Annotated in this window: 23 protein-coding genes; 5 read left to right on the top strand and 18 right to left on the bottom strand. The window is 70.1% G+C overall.

Going from position 1 to position 23,384, the window contains the following annotated elements; translation table 11 throughout:
- Nucleotides 1-149: 149 nt before the first annotated feature.
- Complete coding sequence (locus OHB56_RS29085; protein ID WP_055593452.1) at nt 150-998, bottom strand: 3-hydroxyacyl-CoA dehydrogenase family protein; 849 nt, start codon at nt 996-998, stop codon at nt 150-152.
- Nucleotides 999-1,333: 335 nt separating this feature from the next.
- On the opposite strand from OHB56_RS29085, the gene OHB56_RS29080 reads away from it, so the two are divergent.
- Together OHB56_RS29080 and OHB56_RS29075 are read left to right on the top strand one after the other, a co-directional pair.
- Nucleotides 1,334-2,068, top strand: a complete 735-nt coding sequence (locus tag OHB56_RS29080) for a D-Ala-D-Ala carboxypeptidase family metallohydrolase (RefSeq protein WP_055593453.1) — start codon at nt 1,334-1,336, stop codon at nt 2,066-2,068.
- Between the two features lie 129 nt (nt 2,069-2,197).
- Nucleotides 2,198-2,770: a cob(I)yrinic acid a,c-diamide adenosyltransferase gene (locus tag OHB56_RS29075; RefSeq protein ID WP_326754799.1), complete on the top strand. Its 573-nt coding sequence runs from the start codon at nt 2,198-2,200 to the stop codon at nt 2,768-2,770.
- Nucleotides 2,771-2,823: 53 nt separating this feature from the next.
- Here the strand turns inward: OHB56_RS29075 and OHB56_RS29070 are convergent, their stop codons facing one another.
- Complete coding sequence (locus OHB56_RS29070) at nt 2,824-3,417, bottom strand: hypothetical protein (protein WP_406356489.1); 594 nt, start codon at nt 3,415-3,417, stop codon at nt 2,824-2,826.
- A gap of 162 nt (nt 3,418-3,579) precedes the next feature.
- Between OHB56_RS29070 and OHB56_RS29065 the strand changes: the two genes are divergently transcribed.
- The 3 genes from OHB56_RS29065 (at nt 3,580) to OHB56_RS29055 (ending at nt 7,420) form a co-directional block, all read left to right on the top strand.
- Entirely contained in the window at nt 3,580-4,830 is a 1,251-nt protein-coding gene (locus OHB56_RS29065; protein WP_406356487.1) for a sensor histidine kinase, read from the top strand.
- Nucleotides 4,827-5,477 carry a response regulator gene (locus tag OHB56_RS29060; RefSeq protein ID WP_406356485.1) on the top strand — a complete coding sequence of 217 codons (651 nt, stop codon included), beginning with the start codon at nt 4,827-4,829 and terminating at the stop codon, nt 5,475-5,477. Before OHB56_RS29065 ends, OHB56_RS29060 begins: the two co-directional genes overlap by 4 nt.
- 119 nt (nt 5,478-5,596) lie before the next feature.
- On the top strand, nt 5,597-7,420 hold the full coding sequence (locus tag OHB56_RS29055) for a glycosyl hydrolase family 18 protein (RefSeq protein ID WP_406356483.1): 1,824 nt from the start codon (nt 5,597-5,599) through the stop codon (nt 7,418-7,420).
- 207 nt (nt 7,421-7,627) lie between these two features.
- Here OHB56_RS29055 and OHB56_RS29050 read toward each other — a convergent pair whose 3' ends face one another.
- From OHB56_RS29050 to prfA, 16 genes are all read right to left on the bottom strand, one after another.
- On the bottom strand, nt 7,628-8,074 hold the full coding sequence (locus OHB56_RS29050; RefSeq protein WP_055626254.1) for a DUF2550 domain-containing protein: 447 nt from the start codon (nt 8,072-8,074) through the stop codon (nt 7,628-7,630).
- Between the two features lie 162 nt (nt 8,075-8,236).
- Complete coding sequence (locus OHB56_RS29045; RefSeq protein ID WP_326754792.1) at nt 8,237-8,614, bottom strand: F0F1 ATP synthase subunit epsilon; 378 nt, start codon at nt 8,612-8,614, stop codon at nt 8,237-8,239.
- 118 nt (nt 8,615-8,732) lie between these two features.
- Entirely contained in the window at nt 8,733-10,169 is a 1,437-nt protein-coding gene (gene atpD / locus OHB56_RS29040) for a F0F1 ATP synthase subunit beta (RefSeq protein ID WP_326754791.1), read from the bottom strand.
- The gene (locus tag OHB56_RS29035; RefSeq protein ID WP_326754790.1) at nt 10,169-11,089 is read right to left on the bottom strand and encodes a F0F1 ATP synthase subunit gamma; all 921 of its coding nucleotides are present in this window, start codon (nt 11,087-11,089) and stop codon (nt 10,169-10,171) included. Before OHB56_RS29035 ends, atpD begins: the two co-directional genes overlap by 1 nt.
- A 23-nt stretch (nt 11,090-11,112) precedes the next feature.
- Entirely contained in the window at nt 11,113-12,705 is a 1,593-nt protein-coding gene (gene atpA, locus OHB56_RS29030) for a F0F1 ATP synthase subunit alpha (protein ID WP_406356480.1), read from the bottom strand.
- Between the two features lie 164 nt (nt 12,706-12,869).
- Nucleotides 12,870-13,685, bottom strand: a complete 816-nt coding sequence (locus tag OHB56_RS29025; protein ID WP_326754788.1) for a F0F1 ATP synthase subunit delta — start codon at nt 13,683-13,685, stop codon at nt 12,870-12,872.
- On the bottom strand, nt 13,682-14,227 hold the full coding sequence (locus OHB56_RS29020) for a F0F1 ATP synthase subunit B (protein ID WP_055591772.1): 546 nt from the start codon (nt 14,225-14,227) through the stop codon (nt 13,682-13,684). Before OHB56_RS29020 ends, OHB56_RS29025 begins: the two co-directional genes overlap by 4 nt.
- Nucleotides 14,228-14,271: 44 nt before the next feature.
- Nucleotides 14,272-14,505: an ATP synthase F0 subunit C gene (gene atpE / locus OHB56_RS29015; protein ID WP_326754787.1), complete on the bottom strand. Its 234-nt coding sequence runs from the start codon at nt 14,503-14,505 to the stop codon at nt 14,272-14,274.
- Between the two features lie 73 nt (nt 14,506-14,578).
- A complete protein-coding gene (gene atpB / locus OHB56_RS29010; protein ID WP_406356477.1) occupies nt 14,579-15,400 on the bottom strand; it encodes a F0F1 ATP synthase subunit A in 822 nt (273 codons plus the stop codon).
- A gap of 225 nt (nt 15,401-15,625) precedes the next feature.
- Nucleotides 15,626-16,075 (bottom strand): hypothetical protein, encoded by a 450-nt coding sequence (locus tag OHB56_RS29005; RefSeq protein ID WP_406356475.1) that lies wholly within the window; start codon nt 16,073-16,075, stop codon nt 15,626-15,628.
- A 319-nt stretch (nt 16,076-16,394) separates the two neighbouring features.
- On the bottom strand, nt 16,395-17,804 hold the full coding sequence (locus OHB56_RS29000) for an MraY family glycosyltransferase (protein ID WP_326754784.1): 1,410 nt from the start codon (nt 17,802-17,804) through the stop codon (nt 16,395-16,397).
- A 654-nt stretch (nt 17,805-18,458) separates the two neighbouring features.
- Nucleotides 18,459-19,703: a serine hydroxymethyltransferase gene (gene glyA, locus OHB56_RS28995; RefSeq protein WP_406356473.1), complete on the bottom strand. Its 1,245-nt coding sequence runs from the start codon at nt 19,701-19,703 to the stop codon at nt 18,459-18,461.
- 211 nt (nt 19,704-19,914) lie between these two features.
- Nucleotides 19,915-20,592, bottom strand: a complete 678-nt coding sequence (locus tag OHB56_RS28990) for a protein-tyrosine-phosphatase (RefSeq protein ID WP_055591778.1) — start codon at nt 20,590-20,592, stop codon at nt 19,915-19,917.
- Complete coding sequence (locus OHB56_RS28985; protein ID WP_055591789.1) at nt 20,589-21,236, bottom strand: L-threonylcarbamoyladenylate synthase; 648 nt, start codon at nt 21,234-21,236, stop codon at nt 20,589-20,591. Before OHB56_RS28985 ends, OHB56_RS28990 begins: the two co-directional genes overlap by 4 nt.
- A 54-nt stretch (nt 21,237-21,290) precedes the next feature.
- Nucleotides 21,291-22,178 carry a peptide chain release factor N(5)-glutamine methyltransferase gene (gene prmC / locus OHB56_RS28980; protein WP_406356471.1) on the bottom strand — a complete coding sequence of 296 codons (888 nt, stop codon included), beginning with the start codon at nt 22,176-22,178 and terminating at the stop codon, nt 21,291-21,293.
- Nucleotides 22,179-22,258: 80 nt separating this feature from the next.
- Complete coding sequence (prfA, locus tag OHB56_RS28975) at nt 22,259-23,335, bottom strand: peptide chain release factor 1 (protein WP_326754782.1); 1,077 nt, start codon at nt 23,333-23,335, stop codon at nt 22,259-22,261.
- Nucleotides 23,336-23,384 lie beyond the last annotated feature (49 nt).

The raw sequence follows: 23,384 nt of genomic DNA, 5'->3' as shown, positions 1-23,384 counted from the left end.
CGCTCCCCGGTGCGTGCGTCTCGTGCTCCACGTTTCGTGATGCCGGTGATGCAACCTCTGACTGTGTGGAGCCCGCGGAGGTTGCCCCGTGTAAGCGAACCGATACCGAATTCACCCCTGCGTGTGACCGACCGGGGTGTTCGGGATGATCAGTACGTGTAGAAGCCCTGCCCGCTCTTGCGCCCGATGTCACCGGCGTCAACCATCCGGCGCATCAGTTCGGGGGCGGCGAACTTCTCGTCCTGGGACTCGGCGTAGATGTTGCCGGTGGCGTGCAGCAGGATGTCCACGCCGGTCAGGTCCGCGGTGGCCAGCGGTCCCATGGCGTGACCGAAGCCCAGTTTGCAGGCCAGGTCGATGTCCTCGGCGCTCGCCACACCCGACTCGTGGAGCTTCGCGGCCTCGACGACGAGGGCGGAGATGAGACGGGTGGTCACGAAGCCGGCCACATCGCGGTTGACGACGATGCAGGTCTTGCCGACCGACTCGGCGAACTCCCGTGCGGTGGCGAGGGTTTCGTCGCTGGTCTTGTAGCCGCGGACCAGTTCGCACAGCTGCATCATCGGCACCGGCGAGAAGAAGTGGACGCCGACGACCCGCTCCGGATGCCGCGTCGCGGCCGCGATCTTGGTGATCGGGATGGCGGAGGTGTTGGAGGCGAGGACGGCGTCTTCGCGCACGATCCCGTCCAGGGCACGGAAGATCTCGTGCTTGACCTCGAGCTTCTCGAAGACCGCCTCGACCACGACGTCCGCGTCGGCGCAGGCGTCCAGGTCGGTGGTCGCGGTGATCCGGGCGAGGGCCGCGTCGGCGTCGTGGGCCTCGAGCCTGCCCTTGCTCACGAACTTGTCGTACGACGCCTTGATCCCGCCGGTGCCTCGCGCGAGCGCCTCGTCGGTGACGTCGCGCAGAACGACGTCCCAGCCCGCCTGGGCGGAGACCTGGGCGATTCCGGATCCCATGAGGCCGGCCCCGATGACGGCGAGCTTCCGTGCCACTGTGCGACTCCCCTTCGAAACGCTCACGCACTGTTCATGTCTGTCACTCGCGGACACTAGCGTCCGTGAGCGGATGTGTGAGGGGTTAGTAATGCGTGTCACGTCTCACGCCGTGAGACACCCGTCACGCCCGAGGACCGTACCGTTCCCGGCTCCGGCGCCACTCCCGGACGGCGGCGGGCGGCACGGTTCGCTCACCGGATCTCCCCGTCACCAACTCCCCTGTTTCACGGGCGCCTTGTTGACGCGCGTAGCTACGTGGCGCACGCTGGTCGACGGTCGCCGTCCGGCCGGCGGCGCCACCTCATCCACCGACCGACAGCCGGGAGGCCCTCATGCTCGGACGCACGGCACGCATCCTTCTCTCTTTTGTCATGGTCATGGCGGGTACGGTCCTCGGTGTGAGTGCCACCGCGGGCACGGCGCACGCCGACGACTGCTACACCTGGAACCGTTCCCTGTCCCAGGGCTCCTCCGGCAGCGATGTGACCCAGCTGCAGATCCGGGTCGCGGGCTGGGTGACCTCGGGCGAACGGCTCTCCTACGACGGCCAGTACGGCGCCCGCACCGCCGCCGCCGTCAAGAAGTTCCAGGCGGCCTACGGACTGGCCGCGGACGGCGTGGCCGGACCGGCGACCTTCAACAAGATCTACGCACTCCAGGACTCCGACTGCACACCGGTCCACTTCAGTTACGCCGAACTCAACAAGTGCAACTCCGACTGGTCGGGCGGCGCGGTCCCGGCGGCCACCGCCAGGGCGAACGCCCTGAAGACCATGTGGAAGCTGGAGGCCATGCGGCGCCAGCTCGGCGACGTGCCGATCACCATCTCCAGCGGCTTCCGCTCCTACGCCTGCAACAACGCGGTCGGCGGTTCCTCGACCAGCCGTCACCTCTACGGCGACGCGGCCGACCTGGTCGGCTCGCCGAGCTTCTGCACCCTCGCCAAGCAGAGCAGGACCCACGGCTTCTCGGAGATCCTCGGCCCGGGCTACCCCGGCCACAACGACCACGTCCACGTGGCCCACGACCCGTCGCCGTACTGGTCGGCCCCCACCTGCGGGATCTGACGGACCGGTCCGGCGCACCGAAGCCGGACGGCACGACGGGCGGGCCCGCACCGGGACCCGCCCGTCGTGGTGTCCGGACCCGCCTTGCCGCCGTGCCGTTCACGCCGGGGCGCAACTAGGGTGGGCCTCATGGTCAATCTGACGCGTATCTACACCAGGACCGGCGACCAGGGCACCACGAACCTGGGCGACATGAGCCGGGTCCCCAAGACCGATCCGCGGATCTCCGCCTACGCCGACTCCAACGAGGCGAACGCGGTGATCGGCACCGCGATCGCCCTGGGCGGCCTGGAGACGGAGGTCGTCGAGGTCCTCACCCGCGTCCAGAACGACCTGTTCGACGTGGGCGCGGACCTGTCGACACCGGTCGTGGAGAACCCGGAGTACCCGCCGCTGCGGGTCGAACAGTTCTACGTGGACCGGCTGGAGGCGGACTGCGACCGCTTCAACGGGCAGCTGGAGAAGCTCCGCTCGTTCATCCTGCCGGGCGGGACGGCGGGCGCCGCCCTGCTCCACCAGGCGTGCACGGTGGTCCGCCGCGCGGAACGCTCCACGTGGACCGCGCTGGAGACGCACGGCGACACGATGAACCCCCTCACCGCCACCTACCTCAACCGCCTCTCCGACCTCCTGTTCATCCTGGCGCGCATCGCCAACAAGGAGACCGGCGACGTGCTGTGGGTGCCGGGCGGGGAGCGCTGAAGGGCGCACGCTCCCGATCCGGGCGGGAGGACGCGCCCCGGGTCCGCCGGTGATCACCGGCGGACGTCCTCCTTCGTGTCCGCGCGACCGTCCCGGTCCGCCCGCCGGTCGCCCACCGGGGCCTTCTTCGGCCAGATCCAGTAGGCCAGCGCCACCAGTCCGTGGATCCCTGCGATGCGCAGCGCGGCGAAGCGCCAGTCCTCCAGCGTGCCGGTGCGGCTCGCGTCACCGACGTACCAGACGGCGAGCTGGAGCAGCGCGACGGCCACGGCGGCGCCCGCCAGCGTGCCCAGCCACAGCTTCGTCTCGTACCGGGCGCGGGCCGTGCCGTAGCGCGGCGGTCCGGCCGGTTTCGGGGCGCCGCCGAAGCGGTGGGCGGCATGGCCGTCCAGCCACTTCACGGTGCGGTGGCCGTGCCCGACGGTGTAGCCGATGTAGAGCGCGGCCAGGCCGTGCGCCCAGCCCGGCTCGGCACCGTTCTTCAGGTCCAGCGCGGTGGCGACCAGCAGGACGACCTCCAGCAGCGGCTCGCACAGCAGCAGAGCCAGGCCGGTGCGCGGCATTCTCAGCAGGTAGCGGAAGGCCAGTCCGGCGGCCAGCAGCACCCAGAAGCCGATCTCGCAGGCGGCGATCAAGGCGACGATCACGGTTCGCTCCTCTCGGTCACCCTTTCAGGCTCCCGCGCGCACCGGCCGTCGGCGTCGTCGCCGACGACGAACTGCCTGTACATCGAAAGATGCAGTCCAGCGGCCCCGAGGAACGTTCTCGGGCATCAGGCGGTGGCCGCGCGCAGCGTGTTGGATGGGGTCATGGCCCTACGACTCCCCCGGCCCCACCGCTTCGACGTGTGGGCGTCGCTCGCCGGACTGCTCGGCGGGCTGCTGCTGTGGGGCATCGGGCTGGGCATGCGGCCCGCCGACGCGAGCTACGTGGTCTTCGACGGCCGGTGGCCGGTCCTGTTGCCGCTCGCCGTGATCGCCGGCTGCGAGCTGCTGCGCCGGAGTGCCCCGCGCATCGCGCTGATCACCGGCACCGCGGCGCTGCTCGCGGACTGTCTCACCCAGGGCAGCCTGGCCACGATCATCATGTACACCGACCTCATGTACGCCGCCGTCCTGTACGGCACTCCCACCGCCGCCCGCCTCCTCCCCCGGCTCACCGCGCTGCTCACGGTCGTGGGGACGCTGGTGCCGTACGCGCTGTGGCGGGTGCCCGAGGCGCTGCTGGTCGGGTTGATCATCGGCGGCGTCGCGTTCACGCCCGCGTCGACCGGGCTGATCGTGCGCAACCACCGGGAGGCCGCCGAGGCCGCCCGGCTGCGCGCCGAACAGACCGCGCTGCTGGCCGAGATGGACCGCACCCAGGCGGTGACCGCGGAACGCGCTCGGATGGCACGGGAGTTGCACGACATGGTCGCCAACCACCTGTCCGCGATCGCCATTCACTCCACGGCCGCGCTCTCCCTGGACGACGAGGACGCCTCCCGGAACGCGCTCACCGTGATCCGGGAGAACAGTGTCCAGGGACTGGCCGAGATGCGCCGTCTCATCGGCATCCTGCGCGACCGCGCCGACGACCGGGAGCCGGCCGCCACCCCGACCCTGGACGGTCTCGGCGCCCTGGCGGAGGGGGCCCGCACCAACGGCCTGGAGGTCGTCCTCGACCCCCTGCCCGACGCCGGGCACGGCGTCGTCCCGCCGCCGGTGGAGCTCGCCGCGTACAGGATCGTGCAGGAGGCGCTGACCAACGCGCTGAAGCACGCCGACAAGGGGCCGGTCACCGTGCGGCTGCGCCGTGCGGCCGACGCCCTGGACATCCGCGTGGTCAGCCCGTACGGCGCCCGGGACGCCCCGCGCGCCCCGGGTTCCGGGGCCGGCCTGGTGGGGATGCGGGAGCGGGTCGCCCTGCTGCACGGCACCTTCGCGGCCGGCCCGGAGGACGGCAGCGACCCCGCGCGCCCCGAGGTCTGGGTCGTGCGCGCCTCCCTGCCCCTCGCCGACACCCCCACGGGCGCCCCGGCCGCCGCCCCCGCGCCCGCTTTCCGAGGAGAGACCGAATGATCCGCGTCCTGGTCGCCGAGGACCAGTCCGCCGTCCGGGCCGGACTGGTGCTGATCCTGCGCAGTGCGCCCGACATCGAGGTGGCGGGCGAGGCGGCGGACGGTGAGCAGGCGGTGGCGCTCGCCCGTGAGCTGCGGCCGGACGTGGTGCTGATGGACGTGCAGATGCCCCGCCTGGACGGGGTGTCGGCCACCCGGCAGGTGGTGGCGGAGGGGCTCGCCGACGTGCTGGTGCTGACCACCTTCGATCTCGACGAGTACGTCTTCGGGGCGCTGCGGGCCGGTGCCTCGGGGTTCCTGCTGAAGAACACGGAGGCGAAGGACCTCATCGCGGCCGTGCGCACGGTGGCGCGTGGTGAGGGGATCGTCGCCCCGGCCGTCACCCGGCGGCTGATCGCGGAGTTCGCCGCGAAGCCCGCCCGCGCGTCCACGGCCGATCCGGCGGTGCTGGACTCCCTCACCCGGCGCGAGCGGGAGGTGCTGGGCTGTCTCGGCGAGGGCCTGTCCAACGCCGATGTCGCCGAGCGCCTCGACATGGCGGAGGCCACGGTGAAGACGCACGTCAGCCGTCTGCTGGGGAAGCTGGGCCTGCGCAGTCGGGTGCAAGCCGCGGTACTGGCCCAGGAGTTGGGTGTCCAGGGGTCATAACGGCCTGGTGGTCCAGACCTATTGACCCGTGGTCCAGACCTTTCTATCCTCACGGCACCGCGGGTGTGATGGCTCAGTCATACCCCCGACGACATCCGTCACCACAAAGGAGGCGCAGCATGCGCTTCAGACACAGAGCCGTGGCCGGGTTCGCCACCCTCCTCCTCCCCTTCTCCGCCCTCGTCGCCCTCGCGAGCCCCGCCCAGGCCGCGACGTCCGCCACCGCCACCTACGCCAAGACCCAGGACTGGGGCTCCGGCTTCGAGGGCAAGTGGACGGTGAAGAACACCGGCACCACCACCCTGAACTCGTGGACCGTCGAGTGGGACTTCCCCTCCGGCACCTCCGTCACCTCCGCCTGGGACGCCGACGTGACGTCCTCGGGCAACCACTGGACCGGCAAGAACAAGTCCTGGAACGGCACCCTCGCCCCCGGCGCCTCCGTCAGCTTCGGCTTCAACGGCTCCGGCACCGGCGCCCCCGCCGGCTGCAAGCTCAACGGCGGCAGCTGCGACGGCACCTCCGTCCCCGGCGACGCGGCGCCCTCCGCGCCCGGCACGCCCTCCGCCTCCAACGTGACGGACACCTCGGTACGGCTGTCCTGGTCCGCGGCCACCGACGACAAGGGCGTCAAGAACTACGACGTCCTGCGCGACGGCGCCAAGGTCGCCACGGTGACCGGCACCTCGTACACGGACAGCGGCCTGCGCAAGGGCACCGACTACTCGTACAGCGTGCAGGCCCGTGACACCGCCGACCAGACCGGCCCGGTCAGCGGCTCGGTGCGGGTCCGCACCACCGGCAACACCGAGGAACCGCCGCCCACCGGCGACAAGGTCAAGCTCGGCTACTTCACCGAGTGGGGCGTCTACGGCCGCAACTACCACGTCAAGAACCTGGTGACGTCCGGCTCGGCCGCCAAGATCACCCACATCAACTACGCGTTCGGCAACGTCACCAACGGCCAGTGCAAGCTCGACGACGCCTACGCCGCCACCGACAAGGCCTACACCGCGGACCAGTCCGTCAGCGGCACCGCCGACAGCTGGGACCAGCCGCTGCGCGGCAACTTCAACCAGCTGCGCCAGCTGAAGGCGAAGTACCCGCACATCAAGGTGCTGTACTCGTTCGGCGGCTGGACCTACTCCGGCGGCTTCGGCCAGGCCGCGCAGAACCCGGCCGCCTTCGCCAAGTCCTGCAAGGCCGTCGTGGAGGACCCGCGCTGGGCCGACGTCTTCGACGGCATCGACATCGACTGGGAGTACCCGAACGCCTGCGGCCTCACCTGCGACACCAGCGGTCCGGCGGCCTTCAGGAACCTCTCCCAGGCCCTGCGCGCCGAGTTCGGCAAGGACTACCTGGTCACCGCCGCGATCACCGCTGACGGCTCCTCGGGCGGCAAGATCGACGCGGCCGACTACGGCGGCGCCGCCCAGTACCTCGACTGGTACAACGTGATGACGTACGACTACTTCGGCGCCTTCGACAAGGACGGCCCCACGGCCCCCCACTCGCCGCTGACCTCGTACAACGGCATCCCGCAGGACGGCTTCAACTCCGCGGCCGCGATCTCCAAGCTGAAGGCGAAGGGCGTCCCGGCGAGCAAGCTGCTGCTCGGCATCGGCTTCTACGGCCGCGGCTGGACCGGCGTCACCCAGGCCGCCCCCGGCGGCGCGGCCACCGGCCCGGCACCCGGCGCCTACGAGGCCGGCATCGAGGACTACAAGATCCTCAAGAACAGCTGCCCGGCCACCGGCACCGTCGCCGGCACGGCCTACGCCCACTGCGGCAACAACTGGTGGTCCTACGACACCCCCGCCACCATCGCCGGCAAGATGAGCTGGGCCAAGAGCCAGGGTCTGGGCGGCGCCTTCTTCTGGGAGTTCAGCGGTGACACCGCGAACGGCGAGCTGGCCACCGCCATCGACAGCGGCCTGAGGTAACCGGCAGGTCCGCGGCAACCGTGCTCCCCCGGACCCCGTCCGGGGGAGCATCCGCGTGCCCGCGCCCGGCTGCGCCACGTTCACCCTCCCCCAACAGCTCCGCTGCCAGGGGGAGGGGCCCTGAACATCGCTCTACGCGACGTTCACCCTCCCCCAACAGCTCCGCTGCCGGGGGCACCCCCACCCAGCGGGGCCCTGAACGTCGCTCTACGCGACGTTCACCCTCTGGCCGGGCGGGGCCGCCTCCAGCCAGGCGAGGAAACCGGTCAGCGCGTCGTCGCTCATCGCGAGCTCCAGCCGCCTGCCCCGGTGCAGGCAGGCGAGGATCACCGCGTCGGACAGCAGCGCCAGTTCCTCCTCGCCCTCGGGCACCCGGCGGCCGGCCACCTCGATCTCCGAACGCTCCAGGACGCGCCGCGGACGCGGCGCGTAGGAGAAGACGCGGAACCACTCCACCCGGTCGCCGTTGTAGCGGGCCACCCCGTACGCCCAGCCCTTGCCGCCGGAGTCGCCCGGTTCCGGAGCGTCCCAGCGCAGGCTGCAGTCGAAGGTCCCGCCGGAACGCTGGATGAGGCGGCGGCGCAGTCCGAAGACGAAGAGTCCCACCACTACGAGAGCCACGACACTTCCGCACACAGTCAGAGCGAGGACCATCGACACCGACCTCCTCGTCTCCTAGGTAACGGAACGGAAAAATCATCCAGATCTGCCTCAGCCGCGACCGGGTCCGGATCGCTCCGGTCCCAGCCGCGGCTGAGTGACGTCATCGTACGGCTCCCCCCAGAGCCTAGACGGCCCGGAAGGTACCTCGGTCGTTCAGCGCCCCGTCGTCACGGCACGCAGTCGGACGTCCGCGCGACGCTCCGCCGAAGTGTTCTCCTCCGACTTCGCGCGCTCGCGCGCCCGCTCCGCGCGCTGGACGTCGATCTCCTCCGACAGCTCGGCGATCTCCGCCAGCAGCGACAGCTTGTCGTCCGCGAACGAGATGAAACCGCCGTGCACCGCGGCGACGACCGTTCCGCCCTCGCTCGTACGGATGGTCACCGGGCCCGACTCCAGCACACCGAGCAGCGGCTGGTGACCGGGCATGACGCCGATGTCGCCGGACGTGGTGCGCGCGACGACCAGGGTGGCCTCGCCGGACCAGACCTCTCGGTCGGCCGCGACCAGCGCGACGTGCAGCTCAGCAGCCAAGATGGCTCCTCGGGTCACCACCCGGCAGGTCCGCCGGGTGTGGGTTACAAGTCTAATGGGCGTGGATCGGGGGGCGGGACGGTGCCCGCCCCCCGACCGGGTCACGCGAGCACGGGGCTCAGGAGACGCCCAGCTCCTTGGCGTTGTTCTTCAGGTCCTCGATACCACCGCACAGGAAGAACGCCTGCTCCGGGAAGTGGTCGTACTCGCCGTCACAGATCGCGTTGAACGCGGTGATCGACTCGTCCAGCGACACGTCCGAACCGTCCACGCCGGTGAACTGCTTGGCGACGTGGGTGTTCTGGGACAGGAAGCGCTCCACGCGACGGGCACGGTGGACGGCGAGCTTGTCCTCCTCGCCGAGCTCGTCGATACCGAGGATCGCGATGATGTCCTGCAGGTCCTTGTACTTCTGCAGGATGTTCTTCACCCGCATGGCCGTGTCGTAGTGGTCCTGCGCGATGTAGCGCGGGTCCAGGATGCGGGACGTGGAGTCCAGCGGGTCCACGGCCGGGTAGATGCCCTTCTCGGAGATCGGACGGGAGAGCACCGTCGTCGCGTCGAGGTGGGCGAAGGTGGTGGCCGGCGCCGGGTCGGTCAGGTCGTCCGCGGGGACGTAGATCGCCTGCATCGAGGTGATCGAGTGACCGCGGGTCGAGGTGATGCGCTCCTGGAGGAGACCCATCTCGTCGGCCAGGTTCGGCTGGTAGCCCACCGCGGAGGGCATCCGGCCGAGCAGGGTCGAGACCTCGGAACCGGCCTGCGTGAAGCGGAAGATGTTGTCGATGAAGAACAGCACGTCCTGCTTCTGGACGTCACGGAAGTACTCGGCCATGGTGAGGCCGGCCAGCGCGACGCGCAGACGGGTGCCCGGCGGCTCGTCCATCTGGCCGAAGACCAGGGCGGTCTTGTCGATGACGCCCGACTCGCTCATCTCGTCGATGAGGTCGTTGCCCTCACGGGTGCGCTCACCGACGCCGGCGAACACGGACACACCGTCGTGGTTGTTGGCGACGCGGTAGATCATCTCCTGGATGAGCACCGTCTTGCCGACACCGGCACCGCCGAACAGGCCGATCTTGCCACCCTTGACGTACGGGGTGAGCAGGTCGATGACCTTGACGCCGGTCTCGAACATCTCGGTCTTCGACTCGAGCTCGTCGAAGTTCGGCGCCTTGCGGTGGATCGGCCAGCGCTCGCCCGTGTAGGACTCGTCGCTGTTCAGCACCTCACCGAGGGTGTTGAACACCTTGCCCTTGGTGAAGTCGCCGACGGGGACGGAGATGGCCGAGCCCGTGTCGGTCACCTGGGCCTGGCGGACCAGGCCGTCGGTGGGCTGCATGGAGATGGTGCGCACCAGGCCGCTGCCCAGGTGCTGGGCCACCTCGAGCGTCAGCGTCTTGAGCTCGCCCGCGTTCGCCGGGTCGGCGACCTGGACGTGCAGGGCGTTGTAGATCTCCGGCATCGCGTCGACGGGGAACTCCACGTCGACGACCGGGCCGATGACCCGGGCGACACGGCCCGTGGCCGTCGCGGTCTCAACAGTGGTGGTCATTAATTGTCACTCCCCGCGTTTGCGTCGGCCAGAGCGCCTGCGCCACCGACGATCTCGCTGATTTCCTGGGTGATTTCGGCCTGGCGGGCCGCGTTGGCAAGACGGGAGAGCGTGTTGATCAGCTCGCCCGCGTTGTCGGTGGCCGACTTCATCGCGCGCCGCGTGGCGGCGTGCTTCGAAGCGGCCGACTGGAGCAGCGCGTTGTAGATGCGGCTCTCCACGTAGCGCGGCAGCAGGGCGTCGAGGACGTCCTCCGCCGAGGGCTCGAAGTCGTACAGCGGAAGGATCTCGTCCTTGCCGGACGCCCCTTCCTCCACGACCTCGTCGAGGCGGAGCGGAAGCATCCGGGAGTCGACCGCGGCCTGCGTCATCATCGAGACGAACTCGGTGTAGACGATGTGGAGTTCGTCCACACCGCCGTCCGCCGTCTCCTTCTCGATGGCCTCGATCAGCGGCGCCGCGACCTGCTTGGCGTCCGCGTACGAGGGCTCGTCGGTGAAACCGGTGAACGACTCCACGACCGTGCGCTCGCGGAAGTTGTAGTGCGCCAGACCACGGCGGCCGACGATGTACGTGTCGACCTCCTTGCCCTCACGCTCGAGACGCTCGGTCAGCTGCTCCGCCGCCTTGATCGCGTTGGCGTTGAAGGCGCCGGCGAGGCCGCGGTCGCTCGTGAGGAGCAGGACCGCGACACGCGTCGGGTTCTCCGCCTCCGTCGTCAGCGGGTGCTTGGCATCCGAACCGGTGCCGACCGCCGTGACCGCACGGGTCAGTTCCTCGGCGTACGGCGTGGAGGACCGCACCTTGCGCTGCGCCTTGACGACGCGCGAGGCGGCGATCATCTCCATCGCCTTGGTGATCTTCTTGGTCGCGGTGACGGATCGGATGCGACGCTTGTAGACCCGGAGCTGGGCTCCCATGAGTCAGGTCCCTTCCTTGAACGTCACTTGGCGGCAGCGGCCGGAGCGTCCTCGCCGAGCAGCTTGCCGTCGCCCGTCTCGAACTGCTTCTTGAAGGCCGCGACCGCGTCGCCCACGGCCTGGAGGGTGTCGTCCGACATCTTGCCGCCCTCGCGGATGGAGGTCATGAGGCCCTGCTCGCTGCGGTGCAGGTACTCGAGCAGCTCCTTCTCGAAGCGGCGGATGTCGGCGACCGGCACCTCGTCCATCTTGCCGGTGGTGCCGGCCCAGACGGAGACGACCTGGTCCTCGGTGGCCAGCGGCTGGTACTGGTCCTGCTTCAGCAGCTCGACCAGACGCTGACCGCGCTCCAGCTGCGCCTTCGACGCGGCGTCCAGGTCGGAACCGAAGGCGGCGAACGCCTCCAGCTCACGGTACTGGGCGAGGTCCAGGCGCAGACGGCCGGAGACCTGCTTCATCGCCTTGTGCTGGGCGGAGCCACCGACGCGGGAGACCGAGATACCGACGTTCAGGGCCGGACGCTGACCGGCGTTGAACAGGTCGGACTCCAGGAAGCACTGGCCGTCGGTGATGGAGATGACGTTGGTCGGAATGAACGCCGACACGTCGTTCGCCTTGGTCTCGACGATCGGCAGACCCGTCATCGAGCCGGCACCCATCTCGTCGGAGAGCTTGGCGCAACGCTCCAGCAGACGGGAGTGCAGGTAGAAGACGTCACCCGGGTAGGCCTCACGGCCCGGCGGGCGGCGCAGCAGCAGGGACACGGCGCGGTAGGCGTCGGCCTGCTTCGACAGGTCGTCGAAGATGATGAGGACGTGCTTGCCCTCGTACATCCACTGCTGGCCGATGGCCGAACCGGTGTACGGCGCCAGGTACTTGAAGCCGGCCGGGTCGGACGCCGGGGAGGCGACGATGGTCGTGTACTCCAGGGCACCGTTCTCCTCCAGCGCGCGGCGGACCGACGCGATGGTGGAGCCCTTCTGACCGATGGCGACGTAGATGCAGCGGACCTGCTTGTTCACGTCGCCCGTGCGCCAGTTGTCACGCTGGTTGATGATCGTGTCCACGGCCAGCGCGGTCTTGCCGGTGCCGCGGTCGCCGATGATCAGCTGACGCTGACCGCGGCCGACCGGGGTCATGGCGTCGACGGCCTTGTAGCCCGTCTCCATCGGCTCGTGCACCGACTTGCGGTCCATGACCGTGGGGGCCTGCAGTTCGAGGGCGCGGCGGCCCTGGGTCTCGATCTCGCCGAGGCCGTCGATCGGGTTGCCGAGCGGGTCGACCACGCGGCCGAGGTAGCCCTCGCCCACGGCGACGGACAGGACCTCGCCGGTGCGGGAGACCGGCTGGCCCTCTTCGATGCCGCTGAACTCACCGAGGACGACGGCACCGATCTCGCGCTCCTCGAGGTTGAGGGCGAGGCCGAGGGTGCCGTCCTCGAACTTCAGCAGCTCGTTGGCCATGGCCGAGGGAAGACCCTCGATCTTGGCGATACCGTCGCCGGCGACGGTGACCGTGCCGACTTCCTCGCGCGAGGCCGCGTCCGGCTTGTACGACTGGACGAAGTTCTCCAGCGCGTCCCGGATCTCCTCCGGCCGGATCGTGAGCTCCGCCATCTGAGTTCCCTGCTCTCCTTGTTGGGCCCGAAGTTTCACTTTGGGGGGATGTGGACTCCCCCCGGAAAGAGGTGAATCCTCTGCACGGCCCAACCAGGGCCGTAGGTACGTTCTACGTGTTCAGTTGCCGCGTCCGCCGCGTGATGCGCGGGGCCGCGTCGGCGCTAGCCCGCCAGCCGGCGCCTCGCGTCTTCCAGCCGGTCCGCGAGGGAGCCGTTGATGAGCTCGTCGCCGACCTGCACCCGCATCCCGCCGACGACCGCGGGGTCGACGTCGAGGTTGAGGTGCATGGAGCGGCCGTAGAGCTTCGCGAGGGCGGCGCCGAGGCGCTGCTTCTGCGTGTCACTCAGCGGCACCGCGGAGGTGACGACGGCCACCATGCGGTTGCGACGCTCGGCGGCGAGCTTGGACAGGGACTCGAGTCCCGCTTCCAGGCTACGTCCGCGGGGCGCGTTGACCAGACGCGTCACCAGACGCTCGGTGGTCGCGTTCGCCCTGCGTCCGAGCAGGCTGTGCAGCAGCTCGCTCTTGGCCGGGGCGGTGGCCTTGCGGTCGGTCAGTGCGGCGCGCAGGTCGTTGTTCGCGGAGACGATCCGGCCGAACCGGAACAGCTCGTCCTCGACGGTGTCGAGCGCGCCCGCCTTCTGCGCGGCGGTGAGGTCGGCGAGGTCGGCCAGCTCCTCGAGTGCGTCCACCAGGTCGCGGGGCTGCGACCAGCGGGAGCGCACCATGCCGGCCACCAGGTCGGCGGCGTTGCCGCTGACCTGGGTGCCGAGCAGGCGCTGGGCCAGGTCCGCCTTGGTCTCGCCGGGCTGCGCCGGGTCGGTGAGAACCCGGCGCAGCGACACCTCGCGGTGGAGCAGCGCGGTGACGGCGGCCAGCTCTTCGGCGAGCGAGCCGGCGTCCACGGACGTGGAGTCCGTCAGCGCGTCGAGACGCTCGCGTGCGGCGGCCAGGGCCTCGCGGCTCGCTCCGTTCATCGTGCGGCCTCGGCCTTCTGGTCGAGGTCGTCGAGGAACCGGTCGATCACGCGGCTCTGCCGGGCGTGGTCCTCGAGGGACTCGCCGACGAGCTTGCCGGCCAGGTCGGTGGCGAGCTTGCCCACGTCCTGGCGCAGCACCGACGCGGCGGCCTTGCGGTCCGCCTCGATCTGCGAGTGACCGGCGGCGATGATCTCCTCGCGCTGCCGCTGGCCTTCCGCGCGCATCTCGGCGATGAGCGTGGCGCCCTGCTCCTGCGCCTCCTGGCGCAGACGCGCGGCCTCGTGCCGGGCCTCGGCGAGCTGGGCCTTGTACTGCTCGAGAACGCTCTGTGCCTCGGTCTGAGCGGCCTCGGCCTTCTCGATACCGCCTTCGATGGACTCGCGACGCTCTTCCAGAACCTTGTTGATGTTCGGGAGGAGCTTCTTGGCGAGGATGCCGAAGACGATGACGAAAGCGAGCAGGCCGATGACGAGCTCGGGGATCGGCGGGACGAGGGGGTTCTGCAGCTCCTCGGCCGCGATATGAAGCAGTGGGCTCATATCAGAGTGCCTTTCGTCTGGTGAACCGATCGCGGATCAGCTGATCAGGTGCCGTAGACGAACGGCATGACCAGGCCGATCAGGGCGAGCGCCTCACAGAAGGCGAAGCCCAGGATCTGGTTGGCGCGGATGAGACCGGCGGCCTCGGGCTGGCGGGCCAGGGCCTCGGTGCCCTTGCCGAAGATGATGCCGACGCCGATGCCGGGGCCGAAGGCGGCGATGCCGTAACCGATGGAAGCGATCGAGCCGTGGACTTCAGCGGCCAGGGTGTAGGACATTCCGGTTCTTCCTTTTCTTCACGGGCCGGTGGGAGTAGTGGGCCACCGGACGACTGGGGCAGGAGCGGGACGCTCAGTGCTGCTCGGCGAGCGCGCCCTGGATGTAGGTAGCGGTCAGCAGGACGAAGACGTACGCCTGCAGGGCCTGGATGAAGAGCTCGAAGACGGTCATCACCAGGACCATCACGAACGAGACGCCGGCGTAGGCGATCCCGATGCCGTTCAGCAGGTACCAGCTGGCGATGGTGAACAGCACCAGCAGGATGTGGCCCGCGAACATGTTCGCGAAGAGTCGCACGGCGTGGGTGAAGGGCCGCACGAGCAGGTTCGAGAAGGCCTCGATCAGCATGACGACGGGAAGCGCGGCACCGAGCGACTTGTCGTAACCGGTGAAGTTCTTCAGGGCGCCGACGAAGCCGTGGCGCTTGAAGGTCAGCGAGACCCACACCAGGTAGACGACCAGCGCGAGCCCCAGCGGGTACGCGAAGATCGACGTCACCGGCATCTGGGCGAGCGGGATGATCGACCAGAGGTTCATCATCCAGACGAAGAAGAACAGCGCTACGGCGAACGGAACGTACTTCTCGCCCTCGCGCTTGCCCATCGTCTCGTAGACGATGCCCCGGCGGACGAAGTCGTAGCCGGCCTCGGCGACCATCTGGAACTTGCCGGGGACGACCTGGGGCCGGCGGAACGCCGCCCAGAAGAAGCCGACGATGATGATCGAGCCGAGCAGCGCCAGCAGCATCGTTTTGTTGAAGTACACGCTGCTGTCGCCGTCGCCCCACAGGGGCTCGAACAGGAACGAGTGCAGCCCGGGAGACGGGAAGCCACAACCGTCGAAGATGTGGCAGTCGGTCTCGAAGGCGAGCACCTGTGTCGGGTCAGCACTCACCGCGGGCTCCTTCAGCGTGGCGCATGGATTCGGCAACCTCGTGGTGTCGGCGCGGCACAGGGCCGCGGTTCGGCACGGGACTGGTGTTACGGATGGGGGGGCGGCGATGGGGCATCTCGCCTCGCGATGTGACAGGCGTCAGCGTGGATGCCCGCGCCCGCGATGCCGCAGTTGGCACCGGACGATAGCAGGGTCCGTCATGCGCCCTTATCCCGGCCCTACGTCTCACGACGGCCGCTCCGGTGTCTCCTTCTTCTCCGCCGCGTTCCCGACCGCCGCCGGAGCGGGGTCCACGTAGAAGGTCTTGGCCTTCATCGTGGCCCGCGCCTGTGCGGCGACCCAGGTGAGGGTGGAGACGAGCAGTGAGAGGGCGAAGACCTTCGGGTGGAAGAGCGTCGTGTCCTTGAAGAGCGCGATGAAGACGAAGATCAGCAAGATCTGCGTCATGTACATCATCAGTCCCATCGCCTGGAACAGATGAGGTATCGACTTGGCGATCCACTGAAGGACGTACAGGCCCGTGCCCATGAGCAGGATCACGAGCAGCGCCCCGATGACGGCTCCGATCGCCCCGTTGCCGCCTTCGACGGCAGCGCCGACCGCGACCGCGACCGCACCGACGACAGCGGTGGGTACGGCGGCCTGAATCAGGATCCGGACGTCGTTGGACGGCATGGCGGAACTCCGCATGTTTGGAACAGGGGGCAAAGGATGGTCGTCAGGGACGAGCGTAGTCCCCCGGATGGAGTGTGATTTCCCCCCACCGACGAACCGTCGCACTGCGGTCCTTCGGCACTCTCCGGCGAGACTCGTGAACGGTATCACAAACTATTTGATGCAGTCTTTACCTAAAGACTCCGCACGGGGTCACACAGGAGAGTGAGTCCGGGCACCAGGGAGCACAAGAGGTCCACTTGTCTGGTATTAGGGCGCTTCGCACCCCCAAGGGTGCCCCATCGGAGCCCCACGACTTGGCAATGCTCTAGTCGGATTCTTACCTTGACCGTGATGTGGCCGTGCCTTCGGCGGGAGCCGCCGGCCTTCCCCGGTCGCCCACACGTGCGCGGTGGCCCAGGGCGGTCGCGCCGTTGACGCCGGAGATCCCGGCGGTCACCGGGGCTCGTTGGCCGCCGGCATCCTGATCGCCCGCCTCCGGCTCGGCCGCCTCTGCGGCCGTGTCCGCGGCTTCTTCCGTGCCTGCCTCGGTAACGGCCTGGGGGGCCCGCACAGCGGCCCGGCGACGCCGGTAGCGCGGTGGCACGATGTGCTGCGCCCACATCGGGGCGCGCGGGGTGAACCGGGGCAGCAGGAGCAGCAGCAGACCGATGGCGCTCAGGATGACGACGCTCAGCACGATCCACATGGACGCCGAGTTGACCGAGTAGGCGAGCGCGCCGAAGGCGATCAGCGCCGACCAGAAGTACATGATCAGCACCGCCCTGCTGTGCGAGTGGCCGATCTCCAGCAGGCGGTGGTGCAGATGACCCCGGTCCGCCGCGAAGGGCGACTGGCCGCGCCAGGTGCGCCGCACGATGGCCAGGATCAGGTCGGCCATGGGCACCGCGATGATCGTCAGCGGCATGAGCAGCGGGATGAAGACGGGCAGCATCGCATGGGTCGTCTCCCGTGCGCCGCCCAGGTCGACGTTGAGCGCCTCGACGTCCAGCTGGCCCGTGACGGACACCGCGCTGGCCGCGAGGACCAGACCGATCAGCATCGACCCGGAGTCCCCCATGAAGATCCGGGCGGGATGCATGTTGTGCGGCAGGAAACCGACGCACATGCCGATGAGCACCACGGAGAACAGCGTGGCGGGGGCCGCCGCCTCGGCGCCGTAGCCGTACCAGATCCGGTAGCTGTACAGGAAGAACGCCGTGGCCGCGATGCCCACCATGCCGGCCGCGAGGCCGTCCAGTCCGTCCACGAAGTTGACCGCGTTGATGGTGACGACCACCAGCGCCACGGTGATCAGGTTCCCCTGCCACGGAGTGACGGCGACCGTGCCGATACCGGGGATGGGCAGCCACAGGATGGTCAGACCCTGAAGGATCATGACGCCGGCGGCGATCATCTGGGCGCCCAGTTTGAGCAGGGCGTCGATCTCGAACTTGTCGTCCAGGACCCCGAGCAGCCAGATCAGGGCCGCTCCCGACAACAGGGCGCGCGGCTCGTTGGACTTCTCGAAGACCTCGTTCAGGTTCGTCAGATGGCTGGCGACCAGCAGCCCCGCGCACAGGCCGAAGAACATCGCGATCCCGCCGAGCCGCGGAGTGGGCTCCCGGTGCACGTCCCGCGCCCGGATCTGCGGCATCGCCCCGGCCACGATCGCGAACTTCCGTACCGGCCCGGTGAGCAGGTACGTCACTGCGGCCGTGATGCAGAGCGTCAGCAGATATTCGCGCACGGGCTTCCCCACAGATGTCACTGGTGTGTCGGCATCTCACCTTAGCCGTCGTGACTGTCGGCGATCCCCGGCACAGGACGGGGCCGGGCCGGAGCAACCCCCTCCGGGACCACCACCTTTAGGGGATTCTCCTACAAACGTGCCCTCCTCGGCCGTCCGCCGGTGCACGCTCCCGCTCGCAGGCAGAGCAGGCGGAGCAGACGGGAGCGCCTGCGCGAGGGGCGGCCCACCGGGGCGGCCGTCGCCCGGGGACCCGGTGCTCGGCCGTGTCCCGGTTCCTTCCGGTCAAGGCCTTGCCGTAGCTGGATCCGCAGTCCTTCCTCGCCCCGTCGGCGCCGTTGCGGCGACAGACCGTGATCTCCACGGTGGCGCCTTCCGGTACCTGCTTCCGCGCGCTGTGCACCGGCTTGTCGTCACAGAAGGGGGATGAACCGTCGGCGTCGAACCACGTGACCGAGCCGCCCTTTCCACGGCCAGGGGGCCCGGACGCGCCTGGCGCACCCCGCGCAGGGTGCGCATGCGGACACCGCGGCCGAGCCGTCGGCCGTTTCGCTCCCGGGCCCTTCGGACGTGGTCGCGGCCCGTCCGCCCGCCAAAGCCGTGTGAGGTCGGTCACCCGTCCGAACGCGCCGGCGCCGGCCGTGCGGGAACCGCTCACCGCGGGTACGGCGGAAAGACGGCGGCCAGCTGCCGTACGTCCTCCCGGGCCCGCGCGGGGTCCATGGCGCCGGTGATCACGCCCGCCATGAGAGCCGCGACGCGTGTCATCTCCCCCTCCCCCATGCCCTGCGTGGTCACCGCCGCGGTACCCAGGCGCAGCCCGCGGTCGTCGGCGTGCGGCAGGGCGCAGCAGTCCAGGACCAGTCCGGCCGCCGCGAGCCGGCCGCGGGCCTCGCGCCCGTCGACGCCGAGCGGGGCGGGATCGACGGTGATCAGGTGGGTGTCCGTGCCGCCGGTGGTGACGGCCAGTCCCTCGTCGGCCAGGCCCTTGGCGAGGGCCCGCGCGTTGGCGACCACCTGGTGGGCGTACGCGGCGAAGGCCGGGGTCGCCGCCTCCCCGAAGGCGACCGCCTTGGCTGCGACGGTGTGCATCTGGGCCCCGCCCTGGGTGAAGGGGAAGACCGCGCGGTCGACCCGTTCGGCCAGCTCCGCGCCGCACAGGATCATGCCGCCGCGCGGCCCGCGCAGCACCTTGTGCGTGGTCGCGCAGACGATGTCCGCGTACGGGACCGGGCTGGGGGCGGCTCCCCCGGCGACGAGGCCGATGGGGTGCGCGGCGTCCGCGATGAGGTAGGCGCCCACCTCGTCGGCGACCTCGCGGAAGAAGGAGTGGTCGATGTGGCGGGGGTAGGCGATGGAGCCGCAGACGATCGCCTTGGGGCGGTGGGTGCGGGCGAGGGCACGGACCTGCGTGTGGTCGATCAGGCCGGTCTCGGCGTCCACGCCGTAGCCGACGAAGTCGAACCAGCGGCCGGAGAAGTTGGCGGGCGAGCCGTGGGTGAGGTGGCCGCCGTGGGCCAGGCCGAGGGCGAGGACGGTGTCCCCGGGGCGCAGCAGGGCGGCGTAGGCGGCCAGCACGGCCGACGAGCCGGAGTGTGCCTGGACGTTGGCGTGGTCGGCGCCGAAGAGGGCCTTGGCCCGCTCGACGGCGAGGCGTTCGGCGACGTCGACGATCTCGCAGCCGCCGTGGTGCCGGGCGCCCGGGTATCCCTCGGCGTACTTGTTGGCGAGCGGTGAGCCGAGGACGGCCAGCACGGCGGGTGAGGTGAAGTTCTCGGCGGCGATCAACTGGAGCGTGGTCGCCTGCCGCTCCCGCTCGGCGTGCAGGATCCCGGCGAGTTCGGGGTCCTGCCGGCGCAGAACTCCGGACTCGCCCTCGAGGGCGTGGATGACCGTCATGGTGGGCTCCCGGACGTCGACGCTGACGTAGGACCAATGTAGGCCCGCCACCCCCGCCCCGCTCGGCTGTCACACCCTCCCGGGGAACCCCGGACACCATCCGGGGGACGACGTCCTCATGACCCGTTCCCTCATGCCCGGGACACCCCTGACGGCTCGTACGGGGCACACCGGTGGCCCGAGCCGGCGGTCGGTCCCCTGAGCGGAGCGGTCAGGCGCGGGTGGGGACGCCCGTGAGGGCGGTGACGACCGGGTCCAGGGCCTGGTGTATCTCGTCGCCGATGGAGCGGAAGAACGGCAGGGGCGCCCCGTACGGGTCGTAGACCTCGTCCGCCTCGACGGTCGGTGCCAGCAGCCAGCCGCGCAGCGCGGCGGCGGCGCGGACCAGGGCGCGGGCGCGCATGACCAGGCCCTCGTCCAGCGTGGGCAGGGTCGCCGGGTCGATCGCGTTCACCAGGCGGGTGAACTCCTTCAGCGTGAAGGTGCGCAGGCCCGCCGAGTGGCCCATGGAGATGACCTGGGCGCGGTGGTCGCGGGTCGCGGTCAGCACCAGATCGGCGCGGATCACGTGTTCGTCCAGCAGTTCACGGCCGACGAAGCCGGAGGGGTCCGCGCCGAAGTCGGCCAGCACGGTCTCCGCGTGGGACTCCATCGGCGCGCCCTCGTGCCCCCAGGTGCCCGCGCTCTCCACGATCAGCCCGCCGCCCAGGATGCCCAGCCGCTGACTCACGAAATGCCGGGTCAGCCGCTCGGTGATGGGCGAGCGGCAGACGTTTCCGGTGCTGACGTGGAGGATGCGAAAGGTGTCGCGCGGAAACCCGAAGGTGGTCGTCTCCTCCGCGCTGCGTTCCCCGTTGCCTATGCCGCGCCCCGACTCGGGGGCCGTCAATTCGCCACCTCGAGGTCGGGTACCACTTTGCGCAGCTCCTCCGGCGAGAGGGCGCCTTCGCGCAGCAGCACGGGCACGGGGCGCGTGACGTCGACGATCGACGAGGGGACGATGCCCGGGGTGGGCCCGCCGTCGAGGTAGACGGAGACGGAGTCGCCGAGCATCTCCTGCGCCGCGTCGCAGTTCTCCGGCGCGGGGTGGCCCGTCAGGTTGGCCGAGGAGACGGCCATCGGACCGACCTCGGTGAGCAGCTCGATGGCGACCGGGTGCAGCGGCATCCGTACGGCGACCGTGCCGCGGGTGTCGCCGAGGTCCCACTGGAGGGACGGCTGGTGCCGGGCGACCAGGGTCAGCGCGCCCGGCCAGAACGCGTCGACCAGTTCCCAGGCCTGCTCGGAGAAGTCCGTGACGAGGCCGTGCAGGGTGTTCGGGGAGCCGATGAGCACGGGCGTGGGCATGCTGCGGCCGCGCCCCTTGGCCGCCAGGAGGTCGGCGACGGCCTCGCCGGTGAACGCGTCGGCGCCGATGCCGTAGACGGTGTCCGTCGGCAGTACCACGAGCTCGCCACGGCGGACGGCGGACGCGGCTTCACGCAGACCGGTCGCGCGATCGGTCGCGTCGTTGGTGTCGTATCGCCGAGCCATCTGGCGGGCCTCCTCGTACACATGCGGCTGGGGTGGTCGAAGTCTGCCGGACGCTCACGGCACCGCCTTGCGGGCGGTGGCGAACCGGGGCCGGTTGTTCAGGTCGGGGTGGTCGGCGGCGTCGGTCCAGCCGCGGTCCTCGGCGAAGATCCACGGCACCTGGCCGCCCTGGGTGTCGGCGTGCTCGACGACGACCACGCCGCCGGGGCGCAGCAGGCGGTGCGCGGTGCGTTCCAGGCCCCGGATGAGCTGGAGGCCGTCCTCGCCGGAGAACAGGGCCAGCTCGGGGTCGTGGTCGCGCGCCTCGGGGGCGACGTACTCCCATTCGGTGAGCGGGATGTACGGCGGGTTGGAGATCACCAGATCGACCTGGCCGTCGAGGTCCGGGAAGGCCGTCAGGGCGTCTCCCTGGCGCAGCTCGACGCGCGAGCCCTCCATGTTCTTGCGGGTCCACACGAGGGCGTCCTCGGACAGCTCCACGGCGTACACGCGGGAACGCGGCACCTCCTGCGCGAGGGCGAGCGCGATGGCGCCCGAGCCGGTGCACAGGTCGACGACGCACGGCTCGACGACGTCCATGGCCCGTACCGCGTCTATGGCCCAGCCGACGACCGACTCGGTCTCCGGGCGAGGCACGAACACCCCGGGCCCCACCTGGAGTTCGAGGTAGCGGAAGTAGGCGTGCCCGGTGATGTGCTGGAGCGGTTCGCGCGCCTCGCGGCGGGCGACGACCTCCCAGTAGCGGGCGTCGAAGTCGGCGTCCTTCACCGTGTGCAGCGCGCCGCGCTTGACGCCGTGCACGAACGCGGCGAGCTCCTCCGCGTCGGTGCGCGGCGAGGGCACGCCGGCGTCGGCGAGCCGCTGGGTGGCCCGGGCCACCTCCGCGAGCAGCACGCTGCGGGGGCTTGGGGGTCGCCCCCCACTATGTTGCTGCACGCTCATCCTCCGGAAGTTCTTGTGCGGCCGGTACGACGGCCCGGTGTTCGGGTCCGGCGCTCAGGCCCTGCGGGCCCGGGCAGGCGTCATGCTGCGGCGAGTTTGGCGGCCGAGTCCGCGTCGACGCAGGCCTGGATCATCGCGTCCAGGTCGCCGTCCAGGACCTGGTCCAGGTTGTACGCCTTGAACCCGACGCGGTGGTCCGAGATGCGGTTCTCCGGGAAGTTGTAGGTGCGGATCTTCTCGGAGCGGTCGACAGTGCGGACCTGGCTGCGCCGGGCGTCCGCGGCCTCCTTCTCCGCCTCCTCCTGCGCCGCCGCGAGCAGCCTGGAGCGCAGGATACGCATCGCCTGCTCCTTGTTCTGCAGCTGGCTCTTCTCGTTCTGGCAGGAGGCGACGACTCCGGTCGGGAGGTGCGTGATGCGCACGGCGGAGTCGGTGGTGTTGACGGACTGCCCGCCGGGGCCGGAGGAGCGGTAGACGTCGATCCGCAGGTCGTTCGGGTTGATCTCGACGTCGACCTCCTCCGCCTCGGGCGTCACCAGGACACCCGCCGCGGAGGTGTGGATACGGCCCTGCGACTCGGTGGCCGGCACCCGCTGCACGCGGTGCACCCCGCCCTCGTACTTCAGCCGGGCCCACACGCCCTGGCCGGGCTCGGTGGCGCCCTGTCCGCCCTTGGTCTTCACGGCGACCTGGACGTCCTTGTAGCCGCCCAGCTCGGACTCGGTGGCGTCGATGATCTCGGTCTTCCAGCCCACGCGCTCGGCGTACCGCAGGTACATGCGCAGCAGGTCGCCGGCGAACAGGGCGGACTCGTCGCCGCCCGCGCCCGCCTTGACCTCGAGGATGACGTCCTTGTCGTCGTTGGGGTCGCGCGGGACCAGCAGCAGGCGGAGCTTGTCGGTGAGCGCTTCGCGCTGCTTCTCCAGGTCCTTGAGCTCGGCGGCGAAGTCCGGGTCGTCGGCGGCCAGTTCACGCGCGGTCTCGATGTCGTCACCCGTCCGCCTGAAGGAGCGGTACGCGGTGACGATCGGGGTGAGCTCCGCGTACCGCTTGTTCAGCCTGCGCGCGTTGGCCTGGTCGGCGTGGACCGACGGGTCGGCGAGCTTCGTCTCCAGGTCGGCGTGCTCGGTGACGAGTTCCTCGACGGCCTCGAACATCTTGGGCTCCTGCTACTGCGTGGGAAGGGGAAGGCGGGCGACCAAAAAC

This window comes from Streptomyces sp. NBC_01635, assembly GCF_045209715.1.
Taxonomy (GTDB): domain Bacteria; phylum Actinomycetota; class Actinomycetes; order Streptomycetales; family Streptomycetaceae; genus Streptomyces; species Streptomyces hirsutus.
Note: the sequence above shows the minus strand (reverse complement) of the source record. Positions and strands in the feature narration are given on the sequence as shown.

Bases quoted from the DNA above. Each gene is read 5' to 3' on its own strand.
- prmC (WP_406356471.1), bottom strand. From the start codon at position 22,178: ATGAGCGTGCAGCAACATAGTGGGGGGCGACCCCCAAGCCCCCGCAGC.
- OHB56_RS29075 (WP_326754799.1), top strand. From the start codon at position 2,198: ATGGTCAATCTGACGCGTATCTACACCAGGACCGGCGACCAGGGCACC.
- OHB56_RS29005 (WP_406356475.1), bottom strand. From the start codon at position 16,075: ATGCCGTCCAACGACGTCCGGATCCTGATTCAGGCCGCCGTACCCACC.
- OHB56_RS29025 (WP_326754788.1), bottom strand. From the start codon at position 13,685: ATGAACGGAGCGAGCCGCGAGGCCCTGGCCGCCGCACGCGAGCGTCTC.
- atpD (WP_326754791.1), bottom strand. From the start codon at position 10,169: ATGACCACCACTGTTGAGACCGCGACGGCCACGGGCCGTGTCGCCCGG.
- OHB56_RS29050 (WP_055626254.1), bottom strand. From the start codon at position 8,074: ATGGTCCTCGCTCTGACTGTGTGCGGAAGTGTCGTGGCTCTCGTAGTG.
- OHB56_RS29020 (WP_055591772.1), bottom strand. From the start codon at position 14,227: ATGAGCCCACTGCTTCATATCGCGGCCGAGGAGCTGCAGAACCCCCTC.
- glyA (WP_406356473.1), bottom strand. From the start codon at position 19,703: ATGACGGTCATCCACGCCCTCGAGGGCGAGTCCGGAGTTCTGCGCCGG.
- OHB56_RS29080 (WP_055593453.1), top strand. From the start codon at position 1,334: ATGCTCGGACGCACGGCACGCATCCTTCTCTCTTTTGTCATGGTCATG.
- OHB56_RS29060 (WP_406356485.1), top strand. From the start codon at position 4,827: ATGATCCGCGTCCTGGTCGCCGAGGACCAGTCCGCCGTCCGGGCCGGA.
- OHB56_RS29055 (WP_406356483.1), top strand. From the start codon at position 5,597: ATGCGCTTCAGACACAGAGCCGTGGCCGGGTTCGCCACCCTCCTCCTC.
- OHB56_RS28985 (WP_055591789.1), bottom strand. From the start codon at position 21,236: ATGGCTCGGCGATACGACACCAACGACGCGACCGATCGCGCGACCGGT.
- OHB56_RS29035 (WP_326754790.1), bottom strand. From the start codon at position 11,089: ATGGGAGCCCAGCTCCGGGTCTACAAGCGTCGCATCCGATCCGTCACC.
- atpA (WP_406356480.1), bottom strand. From the start codon at position 12,705: ATGGCGGAGCTCACGATCCGGCCGGAGGAGATCCGGGACGCGCTGGAG.
- OHB56_RS29065 (WP_406356487.1), top strand. From the start codon at position 3,580: ATGGCCCTACGACTCCCCCGGCCCCACCGCTTCGACGTGTGGGCGTCG.
- atpE (WP_326754787.1), bottom strand. From the start codon at position 14,505: ATGTCCTACACCCTGGCCGCTGAAGTCCACGGCTCGATCGCTTCCATC.
- prfA (WP_326754782.1), bottom strand. From the start codon at position 23,335: ATGTTCGAGGCCGTCGAGGAACTCGTCACCGAGCACGCCGACCTGGAG.